Consider the following 15,580-nt stretch of genomic DNA (forward strand, 5'->3'; position numbering starts at 1 on the left):
TCAGGAGGCACTTCCCTCGGTCGAGTCACTGCTCGGGGGGCTCGGTGGAGGTGGGGGCGGCTCCGACGCCCGGGGGGGCTCGCCACCCGAGGAAGGTGCACTCTCACCACCCGAAGGTGCCGCCACGGCAGGCGCCGCGCCCTCGGAGGGGGCTCCGCCCACAGCCGGGGTTCCACCCGCGGGAGTCGTGCCAGGCGCGCCAGCCTCGGCGCCACGGTTGCCACGGCCGCGACGGCCCCGGCGGCGACGGCGGCGGCGCTTGCGCTCACCCGGGGTCCCACCCTCGGCGGTTCCTTCCGGACGACCAGCCCCAGCCACGAAGGCGCTGGCGGCCTCGAGATCCTCATCATCGCCCTCGTCATCCCCCTCCTCGTCGTCCTCCTCGGAAGCGGACGGGGCCTCGGCGGACTCGGGAGCCGCGGTGACGACGCTGAGTTCCTCCTCCGGCTCCTCGGGCTTGGACTCTTCGGACGGGGACTCCTCACGCACGGGAGCAGGCTTCGCCTTGAGCTTGGCCTTGGCCTTGGGAGCTGGTGCCTCCTCGCCCTCGTCGCGAGCCTGCTGCTTCTCGCGCTGACGCTCCTCGCGGCGCTTCTGGGCCTCCTCGGCATCGAGCCGGGCCGCCTCGAAGAAGCGCTCGTCCAGATCGTACAGCTCCACCGTGGTGACGGTGACGGCCGTCTTCGCCTCGAGGAACTTCTCCCCCAGCGCGTCGCCACACCACAGCATCACCAGGGCGCCGCTGGCCTGGGCCTCTGCGCGCGCATCGCCGCGCACGTCGCCCGCGCTCACCAGCAGGCCCACCTGCGCCGAGTAGTGGCCGAGATCCCGCCGCAGTTCCTGCACCGTCTTGCGATCGATGGAAGGCGAGCCCTTGAGCATCCGCACCGCGTAGCGCAGCTCCACGCTGCCCTCGCGCTTGCGGGCGGTGAGCAGCGGTCCTTCCTTGGAGCGCTTGGCCACCTTCAGCTCGCGGAAGTGCAGCGCGTGCATCATCTTCACGACGGACTTCTCGAAGGTGCCCACGTCCGCGTCGCCCAGGCGCTTGCGCAGCCCACGAGCCACCGCGCGCCGCGCGTCCTTGAGGGACGTCTTGAGCGTGGTGAGCAGCGCCGGATCCACCAGCGCCTCGCCCGCGACGGCGGGCTTGCCCAGCACCGGACGCCCATCCTCCAACGGGATGCCCAGCGCGGCGGCGAAGGCGGCCTGGAGATCCAGCGGGGGCGGCTCGCTCGGAGAGCCCGCGCGCTCCAGCGTCACCACCTCGCTCGTCTGCTTGTTGAAGGCGAACTGCGGGCGGCGGCCGGCATCGATGCGACGCTGGTTGTCCTCCAACAGCGCGGTGAGCACGGCCTCCACGGTGATGTCCTCGGCGCACAGCTCGCGCGTGCGGGCGCGCTCGATGAGATGCTCGGCGCGCAGGCCGCTCTCGGCCTCGCTGAGGATCTCGAACACCACCTCTGGGAGCGGCGGGAAGCGGCGCTTGCGGCCCTTCTGATCCTCCTCCTCCTCGCGGCGGCGCTGCTTGCGCTCACTGCCCCGGCCCGAGACACGCACACTGTCGTTGCGCGGCTCCGGGTGGCGCTCCACAGGACGCAGCGGAGGCAGATCCTCCTCCGGATGGGGCTCCACCACCCCCGTCTGCGCCAATGCCTCCAAATCCTCCGGTACCGACCAGTCCACCAGAGCGAACGTGTCCTTCGCGGTGACGATCACCTTGCGATCGCGCGTCCTTCGTGCCATCGCGGCCAGCCGCGACAGCATCGTCATCTCAGGTGTCTTCCCGATGTGGGACAGCAGGTTCTGGGCGATAGACTTCTCGGTGATTTCCAGGAAGTGGAGGGGACGACCTTCGCTCTCCAGGATACGGAGCGCGGCCTCGTAAAATGTCATCGAGTATTCCCCAAGAATTTCGAACGGTTACAAAAATGTAGGTCCGTATGGGCGGCGGATGGTAGCCACCGGTATTCTGGCTTGTCAACGAATGGAGAACGAAGGCAAAGGATGACCCGGTTCCGACTCGGACAGCGCTGGAAGCGCGAACCCACGGCCGAGCCGTCGGATTCCATCGCCCTGGAGCTGGATGGCGTGAATCTGCTCGCGGGAGCGGTGGAAGAGCCGCTGGCAGAGGTGGTCCCCCGCCTGGTGGGGGTGGCGGCAACCCTGCGTGCGGGGCGCCAGAAGCTGGCCCAGGTGTCGCTGCCCGAGGCCAGCCTGGAGCTGGTGGTGCGGCGGGCCGGGCTGGACGTGGAGCTGAGCGTGGCGAGCCTGGGGCGGCCGGCGCGGATGCTGCGGCCTCCCGTGCGGGTGGAGTTGGAGGAATTCGCCGAGGCGGCGCGGGAGTGCGGCGAGAGTTTCCTGAAGGACATTTCGCAGGCGGCCCCGGAGGCACTGCCCGCGGACGTGGCGAAGGAGCTGGACGAGGCGCTGCGCGTGCTCCATGGCGCGGTGAGTACGCCTCGGGAGGCCCTGCCGGAGTCCTTCACCCGCCGGGTGGAGCCCTCCGAGGAGCCGGGCTTCGGCTTCGAGCTGAGGGATCCGTCGGATTTGCTGCGCGCCTACGAGAAGGGGCAAGGAGCGGCGTTGGGCTCGTTGCTGTGCTCGGGAGAAGTGTGGCTGTCACTGCCCGGCCGGGAGCAGGCCTGGCGAGCGGCGGGCCCGCCGTTCCTCACGGCACTGGAGCTGTCCCGACAGGCCGGGGAGCTGGCGCGAGCTGTGGAGCTGGGCGAGCCGCGGTTCTCCTTCGAGCCCGGAGGCGTGCGGCCAGGGCTGGCGCTGGAGCTGACCACGGGCAAGGGCCGGCTGGGCACGAGTGGCCCCCTGGCAGTGGATGGCACGGCACTGGCGGCGGCGATGTTCCACCTGGGGCAGTCGCTCGCGGTCGCCATCTCCGAGCGGGAGCGGAGCCAGACGAGCAACCCGTACCTGGTGGAGCTGACCGAGCGGTGCCGAGAGGGTCTGTCCCACCTGCGCGGCGCGGTCCAGCCGCCCGAGGGCGAGGGAGAGGCTCGGGGCAAGTCACGCGGCTCGCGCCGGACTGGGAGTCCCCTGCCCGTACCAGGGCGCCTGCGCCGGCTGCGCTTCGACAAACGGTGGGAGCTGAAGGGGCTGGCCGGGGCCGAGTTCGGGACCCTGCTGCTGGGGCGCCAGGGGCCAGTGTTCTGCTCACGCGAGCAGGCCAGCGCCTTCGCGCGCAAGAATGGCCAGGAGCTGTGGCGGCGAGAGGCCAGCCAGGGCGTGGCGGCCTCGGCGGACGGGTTCGTGGTGGCGGCGGATCCGGACCGCATCTACTGCTTCATTGGCGCGGGGACGAGCGCGCGCTGGCTGCACGATCATGACGGGCTGCCATTGGGCCCGCAGTTGCTGCGCCACGAGGGGCTGCTGCTGACGCTGTCGGATGACCGCACGGTCCTCGCCTTCGCCGAGGTGGGTGGCCGCGAGGTGTGGCGCCTGGCGCCCGCGAGAACGCAGCGGAGCTGGCTGGCGACCCAGGGCCATCGGGCGCTGGTGGCCACGGACTCGGGGTACCTGTACGGGCTGGATCTCACGGATGGACAGGTACGCTTCCGGATGCGCGCTCCCCTGCCCTTCCACGGGACGCCGGTGCCATGGGGCAAGCGCTTCGTGACGGTGCTGGGCCGAGGGACCCAGCACGCACTGCTGCTCGCGGACGCGCACAGCGGGGACGTGACGTGGACGCGCGAGTTCAACCTCTCGCTGCCCTCGGCTCCGTTGCCTGCGAGAACTCGCGTCTACCTCGCGGGAGAGCGAGATCGCGAGGGCATCCTCACGTGCCTGGACGCTCGCGGGAAGGAGCTCTGGGAGCGTTCGCTGCACCTGGGAGCGGGCCCCTTCGCGCTCACCGAGCTGCCGCGTGGGGTGCTCGTCACCTCCGCCAGTGGCGCGGCCGCGCGAGTGGATTCGGGCGGAGCGCTGCAGTGGCGGGTGGGCGCGGTGGGCGATCCACTCGCCAAGGCCCTGCCGGCCCGGGTGTCGCGCGGGGTGGTGCTCATCCCGGGCGAGCGTGTCCGTGCGGTGGAGCCTCGAGGGGGCCAGGTACTGGCGGAGGTCCGTGCGGGCGCCGGGCTCACGGCGCTCCAGACGGACTCCCGGCTCGGGCTCTACTTCCTGGACGAGGCCGGCACGCTGTCCGCGTACCAGCTCATGTCCCACTTCGCCGTGGTCGAGGAGTGACCCCCCTGCGGCGAGCAGCAGCGCAAGGGCCGGATGACCAAGGCTGGCAACGCCTGGGACTCAGGCGCCCTCGAACCCGCCCGACTCGAGGGCCTGTCAGGGGCAGTTGTGCCAGACGAAGGTGGTCATCGGGGCCGTGTCGCCGGCGCGGTTCACCACGGAGTCTCCGGTGTTGATGTTGAGCGCGGAGGTGGCGTGGCTGCCGCAGTTGAAGCTCGCGGAGCCGGGGGCGGGGTTGCTCACGGAGTTGCCATAGAGGACCAAGGGGGCGCTCGCGGTGCCCGCACCGTCCACGTTGATGCCCTGACGCGCGGAGATGACAGTGTTTCCGTGCACGTCGCCTCCCAGGATGTTGCCGGGAGGCAGGTACCAGGGGTGTGGCCCCAGGTTGATGCCGAAGTGGCAGTTGCGAGCCGCTGAGCAGTCGATGGTGTTGCCGGTAACGACCGCACCGGTGAAATCGCCCAAGGCACTGCTGTTGAAGTTGTCGAGCATCAGGCCCGCGAAGGTGACCTGGCCTGGCTGGCTGATGGCGTTGTTGGTGACGACGGCCTGGCGGCCTCCGCCGAGGATGAGCGCCACGTCGCTGTTGTCGATGAAAGCGTTGTTGTTCACCAGCACCCGATCCGAGATGTGGATGGTCAGCCCGTCGGACCACATGCCGGGCTGGGAGTTCTGTCCATTCGAGCGGAAGACATTGTTGGTAAGAGTGCCGTCGTGGCCCCGGAACTCCAGCGCCGTGCCGCAGAGTGTGTTCTTGCTCACGTTGTAGGTGAAGCGGCAGGAGGCGCAGTCACTCATCCGGGCGTTGAAGCCCCAGAAGTTGGCGCCGGCCGCGCACTGAGATGCCGCGGTCGTTCCCAACCGGGCCGCCCGGTTTCCGTCGAGGACGAGGTGGTCGAACGTCACGTTGCTGGTGGCCACGGCGGCAACGAAACCGCCGACGTTGGCACTGAACGACGGCAACGCCTTGAGCACGGCGCAGGCGTTGCCCAGGGCCTCACAGTTGGCGGAGGAGCTTGCGAGCCCCTGAGTACGCAGGGTGAACGGCTTGTTGATCACCACCTGGGTGGCGATGCCATAGGTGCCAGCGGGAAGCTCGAGCGTGCCGCCAGAGGGCGTGGCGTTGACGCAGCTCTGGATGGCGGGCCCCAGGTCGGTGACGCCGTCAGGGACGACCGCAACGCCCGAACAGAGGGTGACGGGCGGCTGGGAGACGGTGATGGCGACGTTGGGAGACAGCGCGCCAAACCAGACGTTGCCCTCCTGGAGCATCTTCCATTGGAAGTTGTAGACGCCAGCGGTCGAGGGGGCAGTGATGGCAAAGGTGAAGGTCTTCTGTCCGTTCAGACCGACGGACTCGCTCGACGCGAGGTCCACCCGGCCCACACCCCAGGTGAGGTTGTCCTGCGGCCCCTGGGAGCCGAGTTTGTACTGGCCCGCGGCGGTCCAGACGTTGGCGCCGGTATTCCGCATCGTGACGGAGACCGACGCCGTCTGACCTACAGTGAGCGTCGTCGGTACGGACTGCGACACGAACTGCGAGTCCAAGGGCAGCGGCGCCTGAACGGTGATGACGACGTTGGTGGAGCGGGCGCCGAACCAGGCGACGCCGTCCTGCACCATGCGCCACTGGAAGTTGTAGCTGCCGGCGGAAAGGGGCGCGGTGATGTTGAAGGTGAAGGTCCGTGAGGCGCCAGGCGCCACCACCTCACCAGGATTCATGTAGACCCGGGTGCCCCCTATCCAGAGGGTGTTGTCCATGGGGTTGTCAGTGCCGAGTTTGTAGGTCGCGGCAGTCCAAGACGTGGTCCCGGTGTTCTGCATCGTCACGGAGACGGTACGGACCTCGCCGGTGGTGAGCACCGTCGGAACACTTTGCGAGAGAAACGCGGCGTTGTCCGCCGCGCTCGCGGTCAGGCTGACGAACAGGGTGCTGGTCAAGATGATGAGTCTTTGGAACATGGAAGCCTTTCAACAGTCATATGCTCGCGAACGAGCATGGAGTGAGAGGCTTTAGCACCTCATCAAAGGCAAAACGAGCGTGACGTTCCGCCTCGGGCGCGCCCAGGGGCCTCTCGCCTCAGAACTTGAACTCGGTCTGCAGCTTGACGCGCTTCTCGGCGGGCTTGCCCGCGTCGACGCCGCCGAAGTCCGCGCCGTAGGTCACCGTCTCATAGTCGACGAGGCTCTTGATGTTCTTGTTCCACCGATAGCCCGCGCCAGCAATGAGCAGGTCCACGTTGGTGTGATCCATCTCCCTGTCGGGATCGAGGTGATCGTACCGCGCGAAGAGATCCACCCCGTCCACCGCGTGCGCCAGCGCGCCCACGTTGAGCACTCCGAAGGCATAGAGGCCGTGGCCCGTGACGATGTCCTCCGGGCCCACCGAGAAGCGACCCTTCACCTTGGCGTTGGAGTCCCGGGCGGACATGTACGCGACCGCCAGCGTCAGCGGCGTGCTCTGGAGCCCCGCCTCACCGATGACGCGGGACTTCACCCGCGACGCCAGCCCGGCATCGTCATACTCGCCAAAGGAGCCGTAGCCCGTGACGAACAGGCCCGCGGCCGGCCCACCCATGGACGCGAGCGGGTTGAGCGAGAGCCGGGCCTGCACCTCCTTGCGCTTGTTGACCTCTATCGCCTTGTAGCCCTCGCCGTTGTTCACGTTCACCTGGAAGCTGCCGTACTTCGAGGGCAGCGCCCCGCCCACGGACAGGCCCAGGTCCGCCGAAGTGATGTAGCCCCAGCGATCCACCGGCAGCGCGCCCTGCACGCGATAACCCCAGAGGTCCTCCTCATAGGGGATCCACGCCAGCGGGATGACGCCCGCGCGCAGGTACAGGCCCGGGCCCAGCACATCCTTCACCTCGATGTAGGCGTTCTTGGTCTCGGCGAAGAAGACCTGGTTGCCCGTGCCGTTGCGCGTGTCGCCCGCATCGAACGTGATCTGGAAACGGACCTTGTCGGTGGCGAAGAACTCCGCCTGCAGGTAGAGCCGATCGATGTTGAACTGGTCGCTGTTCTTCGCCTCCTCGCCGAGCTCGTACGAGTAGCGCAGGTAGGCCTTGGCCCCGAACTTCACCCGGTCCGTCCAGCTGGAGGCCGCTTCCTTCTTGGGGGCCTCGGCGGGCTGGGTGGTCGGGGTGACCTTCCCGGACTCGGTGGGGGGCGTCTCCGCGACCGGAGCGGCCGGGGTTGGAGCCGGGGCGTCGGCCGGAGCCGGCGGCGTGGAGGAGGTATCAGGGGTCTGCGCCAGCGCCGGAGCCGACGCAAGCGCCAGGAAAGTCGCAATCAGGTGTCGCTTCACGGGGGATGCTCCCAGGAGAGGTTCAAGGCGAGTGACGAATCCGCCACTCGCACCGCCCTCTCAGCACGCCCCGGGGCCGACCCAAGTGACAACGGCGTTAATTCTTGGCCGCTGCCTTCGACGGATCGATCTCTTCCTCGGAACGCTCCTCCTCGGTGGCACCCTCCCACTTCTCGCCGGCGCCGAGCTTCCACTCCGAGGGCACGTCCAGCTTCCACAGGTACGTGGCCGCCGCGGTGCCTCCGGAAGCAGAGCGTGAGGACACCTTGAAGGTGATCTCCATCTTCGTCACCTCGCTGGGCACCAGATCCATGTCGTAGTGCCCCAGCACCATCTGCGGCGGGAACTCGGCGATGTAGCGCTCCGGGAAGTCGATCTTGCTGGCCGGGTCCGCGCCGCGCATCTCGCCCAGCAGCTTGCCCTTGGCGTCCGTGAGCTTCCACGCCGTCTCGAAGGTGGCGCTGGTGACCATCTTCTTCACCTTGCCGTCCTCCTTCAGCTCGCGCTGGGCGCCCCACAGCGCCAGTTGGAGGCGCACCTGCGGGGTGCCCTTCACCATCACCACGTCCGAGGAGACCACGTCCAGGCGCATGCCCTTGTCCGTGGAGGTCCACACCGGCTCGTAGCGGCCCTTGCGGAACGCATCGAACACCTTGCGCGTGTACTCGTAGGTGGCCTTGCGCTCGGCGAGCTTGTCGTCCTTGCCGCTCTCCGCCTTGTGCTCCACCTCTTGGATGTAGCTGTCGAAGTCCTTGTTGCCCTTGAACTTGTCCAGGTGGGCGTCCACCTGCTCGAAGTACGCCTTGAAGAAGGGGCCCACCTCTTCCTTGTAGGAGGCCTCGTCCGGGTTGGTGCGCAACCACCCTACCCGTTCCAGGTAATCCTTCTGGATGCGAGCCATGTCCGCCTCGGCCTGCGCCTCCTGGGTCTGGGCACTCAGCCGCCGGTAGAACAGGATCGAGGCAATAAAAACACCGGCGACAACGACGAGGACACCGAAGTAACGCATCAAGCGGAGACTCTCCTTAGGCGTTCGGGCGCACAGTGATAGAAGAATTCCCCTGAGTGATCCAGGCCACGGGAACCCACCTGTTGACAGTACCGCTCCCTCTCGAGGAAGGGGGGCTGCTAGACGGCACCCAGGTCGCTTACGAGGCCTATGGGGAACCGTCCGGCGAGAACTCGGTGGTGTTGCTGCACGACGTGGCGGCCTCCCACCGAGCGATGGGACCGCCGGAGACGTCCGCATACCAGCCGTCCGGGTGGGGCCGGGAGCTAATCGGTGAGAAGCGCCCGCTCGATCCGTCCAGCCTCCACGTTCTCTCCGTGAACCTGCTCGGCAGCCCGTTCGGGACGACGTCGCCCATCACCGAGGACCCCTTCACGGGGCAGACGCTGGGCCCGGCCCTGCCCCTGCTGACGACGCTGGACATGGCGCGCTCGGTGTCCGCGCTGATGCGGAGCATGGGGTTGAGGCGGGTGAGAGCGATGGTGGGAGTAGGCCTGGGGGGCCTGGTGGCCCTGCGGCTGGCCGCCCTCTTCCCCGAGATGACGGCCGGAGTGGTGGCCATCGGCGCGGCGCGGGCACTTCCGGAGCCGCTCCGGGAGCGCATCGGCATGTTCCACCAGATGCTCTGGATGGACCCCGAGTACAAGGAAGGCTTCTACCGGCTGGGCGGCGGGCCGCACCGGACGATGCGCAAGACGCGGCTGGAGTACCTGAAGCTGATCTACGGCCGCGAGTACCTGACGGCGCGCTACCGGGACATCGACGCCGCCGAGAAGGCCCTGGAGGCGGACGCCGACGACTTCGCGAAGACGTTCGATCCGAACGCGTGGATCCTGATGTGCACGGCGTACGCGGGGTGCGATCTGACGGAGGTGCTGCCCAAGGTGCAGGCAAAGGTGCTGCTGATCGCGGGCGCATCGGACGTGCTCGCGCCTCCGGCGAGGGTGCGCGAGACGTACCACCTGCTGACGGCCTCCGGAGTGCACGCGCGCTATCACGAGTTGCAGGGCGCGGGCGACCACGGGGCGCTGCTCACCGAGACGCGCCGCATGCACGGCCCGGTGAAAGATTTCCTGCGCCGGCTGCGCTGACTACTTCGCGGCGAGGGGCGCGCCCATCAAGGCAAGCTTGGCGCGAAGGGCTCCCACGAGCATGCTGATGGCGATGTCGTTGTTGCCACCGTGAGGGACGATGATGTCCGCGTGGTGCTTGGAGGGCTCGACGAAGCCCATGTGCATGGGGCGCACGTGCCGCAGGTACTGGGTGACGACGGAGTCGAAGTTGAAGCCGCGATCCTTGATGTCGCGGGTGAGCCGCCGGAGGATGCGCAGGTCGTCATCCGCGTCGACGTAGATCTTCACATCCAGTTCCTCGCGGACCTCCTTCATGTGGAGCACGAGGATGCCCTCGATGAGGATGATGTCCCCGGGGTCCACTCGGACGACTTCGGGGTGACGGGTGCAGGTGCGGAAGTCGTAGACGGGCTTGTCGATGGCCCGGCCGGCCTTGAGCTCCTGCAGGTGGCGGACGAGCAGGTCCGTCTCGAAGGCGTCCGGGTGATCGAAGTTGACCTGCCGCCGCTCCTCGAGCGGCATGTCCTGCAGATCCCGGTAGTAGGAGTCCTGATCAATGAAGGCGACCCGGCAGTCGGCGAGAGCCTCGCGGACCTTCCGAGCCACCGTGGTCTTGCCCGAGGCGGTGCCGCCCGCGATACCAACGACAAGGGGTGACGACATGGCCGGGCCACCTACCGCAGCGGGCTGGCCGGCGCAAGGCTCCGTCGGCCAGGGAACAACTGCCTGGCACCCCAGCCCCGGAATAATCCGAACAGTCGGACGGGGCGTACGGATCAGCGCTCGCCCCCCGGCTGGCCGGCTCGGTCATTGCGGTGGATGACCCCCTCCTTCATCACGAAGAAGACCTGCTCGGTGCGGCGGATGTCCTGGAGCGGGTCGCCCGGTACGGCGACGACATCGGCCAGTTTGCCGGGCTCCAGGGTGCCCAGCCGGTCCGCCACGCCGAGCAGCTCCGCGTCGATGAAGGTGGCGGCACGCAGCGCGTCCACGGGGGAGAGCCCTCCGGCCACGAGCAGGGCGAACTCCCCGGCGTTCCGTCCGTGGGCGTAGACACCGGCGTCCGTGCCGAAGGCGATACGCACGCCTCGCGAGATGGCCTTGCGCAGGACCTGACGGGCGCTGGCCTCGGCGGCAATGAACTTGGGGACCATCTCCTGGGGGAGTTGGCCCTTCTCGTAGCGCTCGCGCACGCCGCGCAGGGCCATGGCGGTGGGAACGAAGAAGGTGCCCTTGCGCTTCATGAGCTCGATGGCCTCGTCATCCAGGAACGAGCCGTGCTCGATGGAGTCCACACCCGCGCGAATGGCCCGTCGCGCGCCCTCCGCGCCATGGGCGTGCGCGGCCACCTTGCGCTTGCGAGAGTGGGCCTCGTCCACGAGGGCGTCCATCTCGGCCTGGGTGAGCTGCGCCGAGTCCACCTCGTCACTGAAGCTGAGCACGCCGCCGGTGGCGCATACCTTGATGACATCCGCGCCGTACTTGATGGTCTCGCGCACCTTGAGGCGCAGGGCCTCGGGGCCGTCCGCGACTCCGGCGGAAGCAGGATCGGCGAGCAGTCCCTTGCGAAACGAGTTGCCGTTGTCGCAGTGCCCCCCCGTGGTGCCCAGCGCCGCGGTGGCGGCGATGATCCGCGGCCCCACCGCATCGCCTCTCTGGATGCCGTTGCGCAGACCGAGATCGATGAAGTCATCCGCCCCCAGGTTGCGGACGGTGGTGAAGCCCGCCATCAGCGTGGCGCGCGCATAGGGGAGTGCCTTGAGAGTGCGATCGGCGACGGTCTGCTGCATGTCGTCGATGAGATCCTGACGCCAGTCCTCACCGGGCTGACCGGTGATGTGCGTGTGTGCATCCATGAAGCCAGGCAGCAGTGTGGCATCGCCGAGATCGATGACCTCTGCTCCAGCGGGCACGGCGGCGCCCGAGCCCACGGCGGAGATCTTCCCCGCCGTCACCACCACCAAGCCTGGCGTCACGAGCTTGCCGGCCTTCGCATCAAAGAGGCGCGCGGCCTTGAGGACGAGGACCTTGGAAGGTTCCGCCGCGGAGGCTGGCAGCACCCAGAGCAGGACGAGCAAGAGCGGGATTCGCATGGGCACATTCCGAGCGCCCCACGCTGCCGAGTCAAGCTCCCGCGTCACCTGCTGGCGCCGAAGCGCAACGCGTCCATGCCGACACGCGCAATGGCCGCGTCTCCCTCGCTGCGTCCATAGATCAGCAGCGCCACGCCATAGTGGAACGCTCGGAAGCGTGCGCGATCCCACGTGGCGTCATCAATGGGTCCGTAGGCCGCGCGAAAAGCATCGCGGGCCTCTGGGGGAAGGAAGGAGAAGGCGATCACCAGATCGATGGCTGGATCTCCCAGGTGAACGTCTCCCCAGTCGAGCACGCCGGTCACAGTGTGGTGATCATCCACGAGGAGGTGCCTGGCGTACAGATCGCCGTGTACCCAGCAGGGCCGCTGGTTCCACGGAGGAGTGTCCAGCAACTGCGCCACCCAGGATCGCACTGCCGCGCCATTCACCTCTGGAACCTCCGCCTCCAGACGTTCGAGCCGTTCCAGGATCATCGGTGCGCGTTTGTGCAGATCCGCACGGGCGAACTCGTCTCTCGGCCCTCGAGCCAGCGCGTCATCGTCGATCGGAACGCCGTGCAGCGCCGCGAGGAATCTGCCGAGCGGTGCTGCGTTCCTCAGGCGCTCCTCAGGCGTCCAATCGACTGCGCAAGCAGTGATTCCTGGCAGGAGGGCGTAGCCAGCAAACGGGTATGGGAAGGCTTCTTCGGGCTGGCCGATCCAGACAGGTTCAGGGATGCGCAGCGGCAGGTAAGGCGCCAACCGGGGAAGGAGGCGGGACTCGTTCTCCAGCAGGCTGACAACCACGCGACGGCGCGGGAAGCGGAACACCCAGCGTCCATTCACCACATACGCGGAATTGTCCCAGCCAGCCCCGAGAGGTTCGAGCTTCGCCGGAGCGATCTGCGGGAACTGGCGCTCGACCAACTGGGCGGCACCCTCCTGCGTCAATGAGATGTCCGCTTCCCAGACTGGCGACATGGGTATTGGGTACCTGGTGAATCGTCAGCGCTGACCATCGTAGCGTTTCAACAGAATGTGCCCATCTGCACTGATGACGTAACGCACGCCTCCATCCATGTAGACCCCAGTGGGATCACACCTCTCAGGTATCGTCACAATGCTGACAAAGTAGAGATTGCCTCGCTTCTGAACCTGGAAGTCGTAAGCAGACTCATCGTCAAGACAGGCTTCTATCTTGTCTGCTGGGGGAGTGCGATTTCGTGGCTTCAAGTCTTCCATGGCCACGCGAATCGCCTTGAAGGCCGATCCGTCGATGCTGACATCTCCTTTCAACATCTCGGTCGGATCTGGAAAGGCGACGGATGTACCGGCATCTCCAAGAGACGAATCTCCTGGCGAGCCTGAGTTTGGGAGCGAAGGGGAAGAACTGCCCGCATCGCTAGAAGAAGAGGTATCCGGACTGGAACCTTGGGGTGTAATACGCGTGGAGTGATCGCTCCCAGCACACAGGATGCTCGCTGAGAGCAATGGGATCCAGATGATTTCGGTCTTCATTTTTGTAATCTCAGAGGAGAACTCCCTACCATCCTCATCACCAGTTCTTTCCAGGTAGCAGCCTGGCCGTACCGCGAATGATTTCGCCCGTCTGACTGTCCACGGTCAGTTCGACATTGGCGATCTTGTCCCATTTGCTGGTCGAGTGTTCATGTTTGAGGATCTCCTGGGAATAGGGAAAGTATCGATAGTGGTCACACCTGGTCGAGAAAAGGACCCTTCGATACTGATAGATCTCTCCATCAATAGAGAGCCGAGTCGGATGCCCGGGCGTTGGCATGAGATCCCCTCGTAAGCGCCCTTGCACCCAGCGCGCTTCCGAGAATTCCGTATTCGGCCAGGGATGGCTATGGAAGTCAGCGACGGTGACGATGAGCGCCGTCGGATCCTGTGCGTTGCCGATGTTATCTGGCAACCGGCATCTGCGAACATCACCCGGTCTTTGGTGCGGCAGATATGTCAGCTTCGTCGAATACCAGCCCTGTGGCGCGTGATAAATGAATCCACAGTATTCGATTCCTGCCGGGCCACTCTGCGCGCCAGGCATCTCCATGATGATCGGGCAGAGCGCCTCCTCAACATCATCAACGGAGCGAAATGGCCCCAATTCTTGCTGTGAGCGCAGATCTCGAGCGTCGTCAGCAGGGACTGGCTGTGTGGCGCAAGCGATCATGAGCGCCACCAATATTGTTCCGAAGATACGCATTTCGCTTCACCCTCTGCGCACCAACCCCCGCCCCATGGCCTCCGTGAGCAGCGGCGGGGCCACGTCCTTCTCCAGCACAGGCCCGTTCGTCAGCATGCGCAGCACCTCGGAGAGCAGCGGCGGCGCCGTGTACACCTCCATGCCCCCTCCCCGCTTGCGGCGCACGGCGAAACGCCACGGCCGGGACACCGTCCGCCGCGCCACCTGCGTCAAAGTCTCCAGCGCGCTCAACTCCACCATCCCATTCGCCCACGCCCGCCCCGTCAGGTGTCGGCGCACCGCTCGCGCCGAGTACACCAGCTCGGACAGATCCGCCGGGAACGTGCCCACCCTCACCTCCTCCGCCAGCCCCACTTCCCCCGCCTTCGGCGGAACCACCGTGCGCTGCATCAACGTGGGCAGGAACGTCTCGAATGACAGCGCGGCTGCCGCCGCCGCTCCCACCTCCGGCTGCTCTCGCAATCGCCTCCGCGCGTAGTCCAGGAACGCGTGGCCGAACGAACGCCCAGAGCCCTCGAACAGCTCCCGGAACTCGGTGGACATGGTGAACTCCAGCAACCCCTCGCGCGTGCCCGCAAGGATCAGCCGCGAGATCGGAAAGTCCTTGTCGAGTTGCTCCGCCACCACTGCCAAACGGAAGTCCGTCTCCGCGATGCTGCCCTCCACGTCATCCGCCACCACGGCTCGCCGTGCCCCGTAGCCCAGATCGAACAGCTCCCACGGCCGGCTCATGTTGCCCAGCGGCGGCGGCACCGCCTGCACGGGCGTCAACCGCAGCGGCTCCCGATTCCCTCGCGGCACCAGACTCCGCAGCCGATGCAGCGCGAGCCGCGCCACCTCTGGCGGATGCCCATCTCCCTCGAACGTCAGCGCTCGCAACGAGGTGCAGCGCGGTAGCACGTACTCCAGTATCTGGAACAGCTCCTCGCGCACGGGCTGGGTGTGATCATCCACATAGAAGCGCCGATTCCACCGGCGCGTCACCACGCCCCCAGCAATGTGGATCTCGATGACCCGCTCGAAAGGGAAATGATCGAACCCCGCATCCAGCGGCAGCTCCGAGGCGAGCTGGTAGCTGAACAGATGCCCCAGATCGAGCAGCAGCGGCAACCCGGTGCGCGCCTGCAACCGGCCCATGAACTCCAGCACGTGCATGTCCCCGCGCCGGGCGAAGACCGCCGGGTTCTCCAACGCCAGAGGCATGCTCAGCATCGCCTGGACGTGGAGCGCATGCGACGCGCAGTCCTGCAGTCCCTCGTTGGTGAGCTGCGGCGACACATAGAGGTAGCCCGGAAACGGCTGTCCTCCCGAGTGCCACCACCCCACGTCATTGCCCACCCACGCACTGCCCACCGTGCGCGCATGCGCATCCAGATCCGACAGATCCTGCTCGGGTTCCAGCACCGGCCCGTAGAGGTTGAGGTGCACCGGGTGGAAGAGCACCGGCACCTCCTTCAACCGCCGGAACATCTCCGGGAACAGCGAGGCGTGCTTCTTCGTCTCCGCGATAGACAGTGGAGCGCTGTACTCGACGAAGTCGAAGAGCTCGGGTTCCTCGTCGAGCATCCGGTACGGGTGGGGTTGGTCCGCGGCGCTGAGATTGCTGCTCAGGCCGAGCCCTCGCCAGGGCAGCGTCCAAGATTCGGGGGATGGAGCCATGCCCCTACCCTACCCGAGCCCCTCGCCGTGCTCACCC

12 protein-coding genes are annotated in these 15,580 nt (G+C 67.0%); 2 read left to right on the top strand and 10 right to left on the bottom strand.

Annotated elements, in window-relative coordinates:
- Entirely contained in the window at positions 1–1,893 is a 1,893-nt protein-coding gene (locus KY501_RS46160; protein ID WP_224371305.1) for an HTH domain-containing protein, read from the bottom strand.
- 111 nt (positions 1,894–2,004) lie between these two features.
- Here KY501_RS46160 and KY501_RS46165 point away from each other — a divergent pair, with 111 nt between their 5' ends.
- Entirely contained in the window at positions 2,005–4,194 is a 2,190-nt protein-coding gene (locus KY501_RS46165) for an outer membrane protein assembly factor BamB family protein (RefSeq protein ID WP_224371307.1), read from the top strand.
- Between the two features lie 96 nt (positions 4,195–4,290).
- Here the strand turns inward: KY501_RS46165 and KY501_RS46170 are convergent, their stop codons facing one another.
- The 3 genes from KY501_RS46170 to KY501_RS46180 form a co-directional block, all read right to left on the bottom strand.
- Entirely contained in the window at positions 4,291–6,159 is a 1,869-nt protein-coding gene (locus KY501_RS46170; protein WP_224371309.1) for an NBR1-Ig-like domain-containing protein, read from the bottom strand.
- 118 nt (positions 6,160–6,277) lie between these two features.
- Positions 6,278–7,504: a hypothetical protein gene (locus tag KY501_RS46175; protein WP_224371311.1), complete on the bottom strand. Its 1,227-nt coding sequence runs from the start codon at positions 7,502–7,504 to the stop codon at positions 6,278–6,280.
- A gap of 97 nt (positions 7,505–7,601) precedes the next feature.
- On the bottom strand, positions 7,602–8,513 hold the full coding sequence (locus KY501_RS46180; protein WP_309243055.1) for a hypothetical protein: 912 nt from the start codon (positions 8,511–8,513) through the stop codon (positions 7,602–7,604).
- A gap of 56 nt (positions 8,514–8,569) precedes the next feature.
- On the opposite strand from KY501_RS46180, the gene KY501_RS46185 reads away from it, so the two are divergent.
- Positions 8,570–9,604 (top strand): alpha/beta fold hydrolase, encoded by a 1,035-nt coding sequence (locus KY501_RS46185; RefSeq protein ID WP_224371315.1) that lies wholly within the window; start codon positions 8,570–8,572, stop codon positions 9,602–9,604.
- On the opposite strand, the gene udk is transcribed toward KY501_RS46185, so the two are convergent.
- The 6 genes from udk to KY501_RS46215 all read right to left on the bottom strand — a co-directional run bounded on the left by udk (position 9,605) and on the right by KY501_RS46215 (position 15,543).
- Entirely contained in the window at positions 9,605–10,249 is a 645-nt protein-coding gene (udk, locus tag KY501_RS46190; protein ID WP_224371317.1) for a uridine kinase, read from the bottom strand.
- Between the two features lie 113 nt (positions 10,250–10,362).
- The gene (locus KY501_RS46195) at positions 10,363–11,679 is read right to left on the bottom strand and encodes a metal-dependent hydrolase family protein (RefSeq protein ID WP_224371319.1); all 1,317 of its coding nucleotides are present in this window, start codon (positions 11,677–11,679) and stop codon (positions 10,363–10,365) included.
- 44 nt (positions 11,680–11,723) lie between these two features.
- Positions 11,724–12,641: a phosphotransferase gene (locus KY501_RS46200; RefSeq protein ID WP_224371321.1), complete on the bottom strand. Its 918-nt coding sequence runs from the start codon at positions 12,639–12,641 to the stop codon at positions 11,724–11,726.
- A gap of 24 nt (positions 12,642–12,665) precedes the next feature.
- Positions 12,666–13,178: a hypothetical protein gene (locus tag KY501_RS46205; protein WP_224371323.1), complete on the bottom strand. Its 513-nt coding sequence runs from the start codon at positions 13,176–13,178 to the stop codon at positions 12,666–12,668.
- A gap of 37 nt (positions 13,179–13,215) precedes the next feature.
- Positions 13,216–13,884 carry a hypothetical protein gene (locus tag KY501_RS46210; protein WP_224371325.1) on the bottom strand — a complete coding sequence of 223 codons (669 nt, stop codon included), beginning with the start codon at positions 13,882–13,884 and terminating at the stop codon, positions 13,216–13,218.
- A gap of 6 nt (positions 13,885–13,890) precedes the next feature.
- Positions 13,891–15,543, bottom strand: coding sequence for an MbnB/TglH/ChrH family RiPP precursor modification enzyme (locus KY501_RS46215; protein ID WP_224371327.1), 1,653 nt, complete (start codon positions 15,541–15,543; stop codon positions 13,891–13,893).
- Between the last annotated feature and the right edge of the window lie 37 nt (positions 15,544–15,580).

It is taken from the genome of Hyalangium versicolor, from assembly GCF_020103695.1.
GTDB classification, from domain to species: domain Bacteria; phylum Myxococcota; class Myxococcia; order Myxococcales; family Myxococcaceae; genus Hyalangium; species Hyalangium versicolor.

Excerpts from the sequence above, each read along its gene's own strand:
- KY501_RS46160 (WP_224371305.1), bottom strand. The coding sequence starts at position 1,893 with ATGACATTTTACGAGGCCGCGCTCCGTATCCTGGAGAGCGAAGGTCGT.
- KY501_RS46165 (WP_224371307.1), top strand. The coding sequence starts at position 2,005 with ATGACCCGGTTCCGACTCGGACAGCGCTGGAAGCGCGAACCCACGGCC.
- KY501_RS46170 (WP_224371309.1), bottom strand. The coding sequence starts at position 6,159 with ATGTTCCAAAGACTCATCATCTTGACCAGCACCCTGTTCGTCAGCCTG.
- KY501_RS46180 (WP_309243055.1), bottom strand. The coding sequence starts at position 8,513 with ATGCGTTACTTCGGTGTCCTCGTCGTTGTCGCCGGTGTTTTTATTGCC.
- udk (WP_224371317.1), bottom strand. The coding sequence starts at position 10,249 with ATGTCGTCACCCCTTGTCGTTGGTATCGCGGGCGGCACCGCCTCGGGC.
- KY501_RS46195 (WP_224371319.1), bottom strand. The coding sequence starts at position 11,679 with ATGCGAATCCCGCTCTTGCTCGTCCTGCTCTGGGTGCTGCCAGCCTCC.
- KY501_RS46200 (WP_224371321.1), bottom strand. The coding sequence starts at position 12,641 with ATGTCGCCAGTCTGGGAAGCGGACATCTCATTGACGCAGGAGGGTGCC.
- KY501_RS46205 (WP_224371323.1), bottom strand. The coding sequence starts at position 13,178 with ATGAAGACCGAAATCATCTGGATCCCATTGCTCTCAGCGAGCATCCTG.
- KY501_RS46210 (WP_224371325.1), bottom strand. The coding sequence starts at position 13,884 with ATGCGTATCTTCGGAACAATATTGGTGGCGCTCATGATCGCTTGCGCC.
- KY501_RS46215 (WP_224371327.1), bottom strand. The coding sequence starts at position 15,543 with ATGGCTCCATCCCCCGAATCTTGGACGCTGCCCTGGCGAGGGCTCGGC.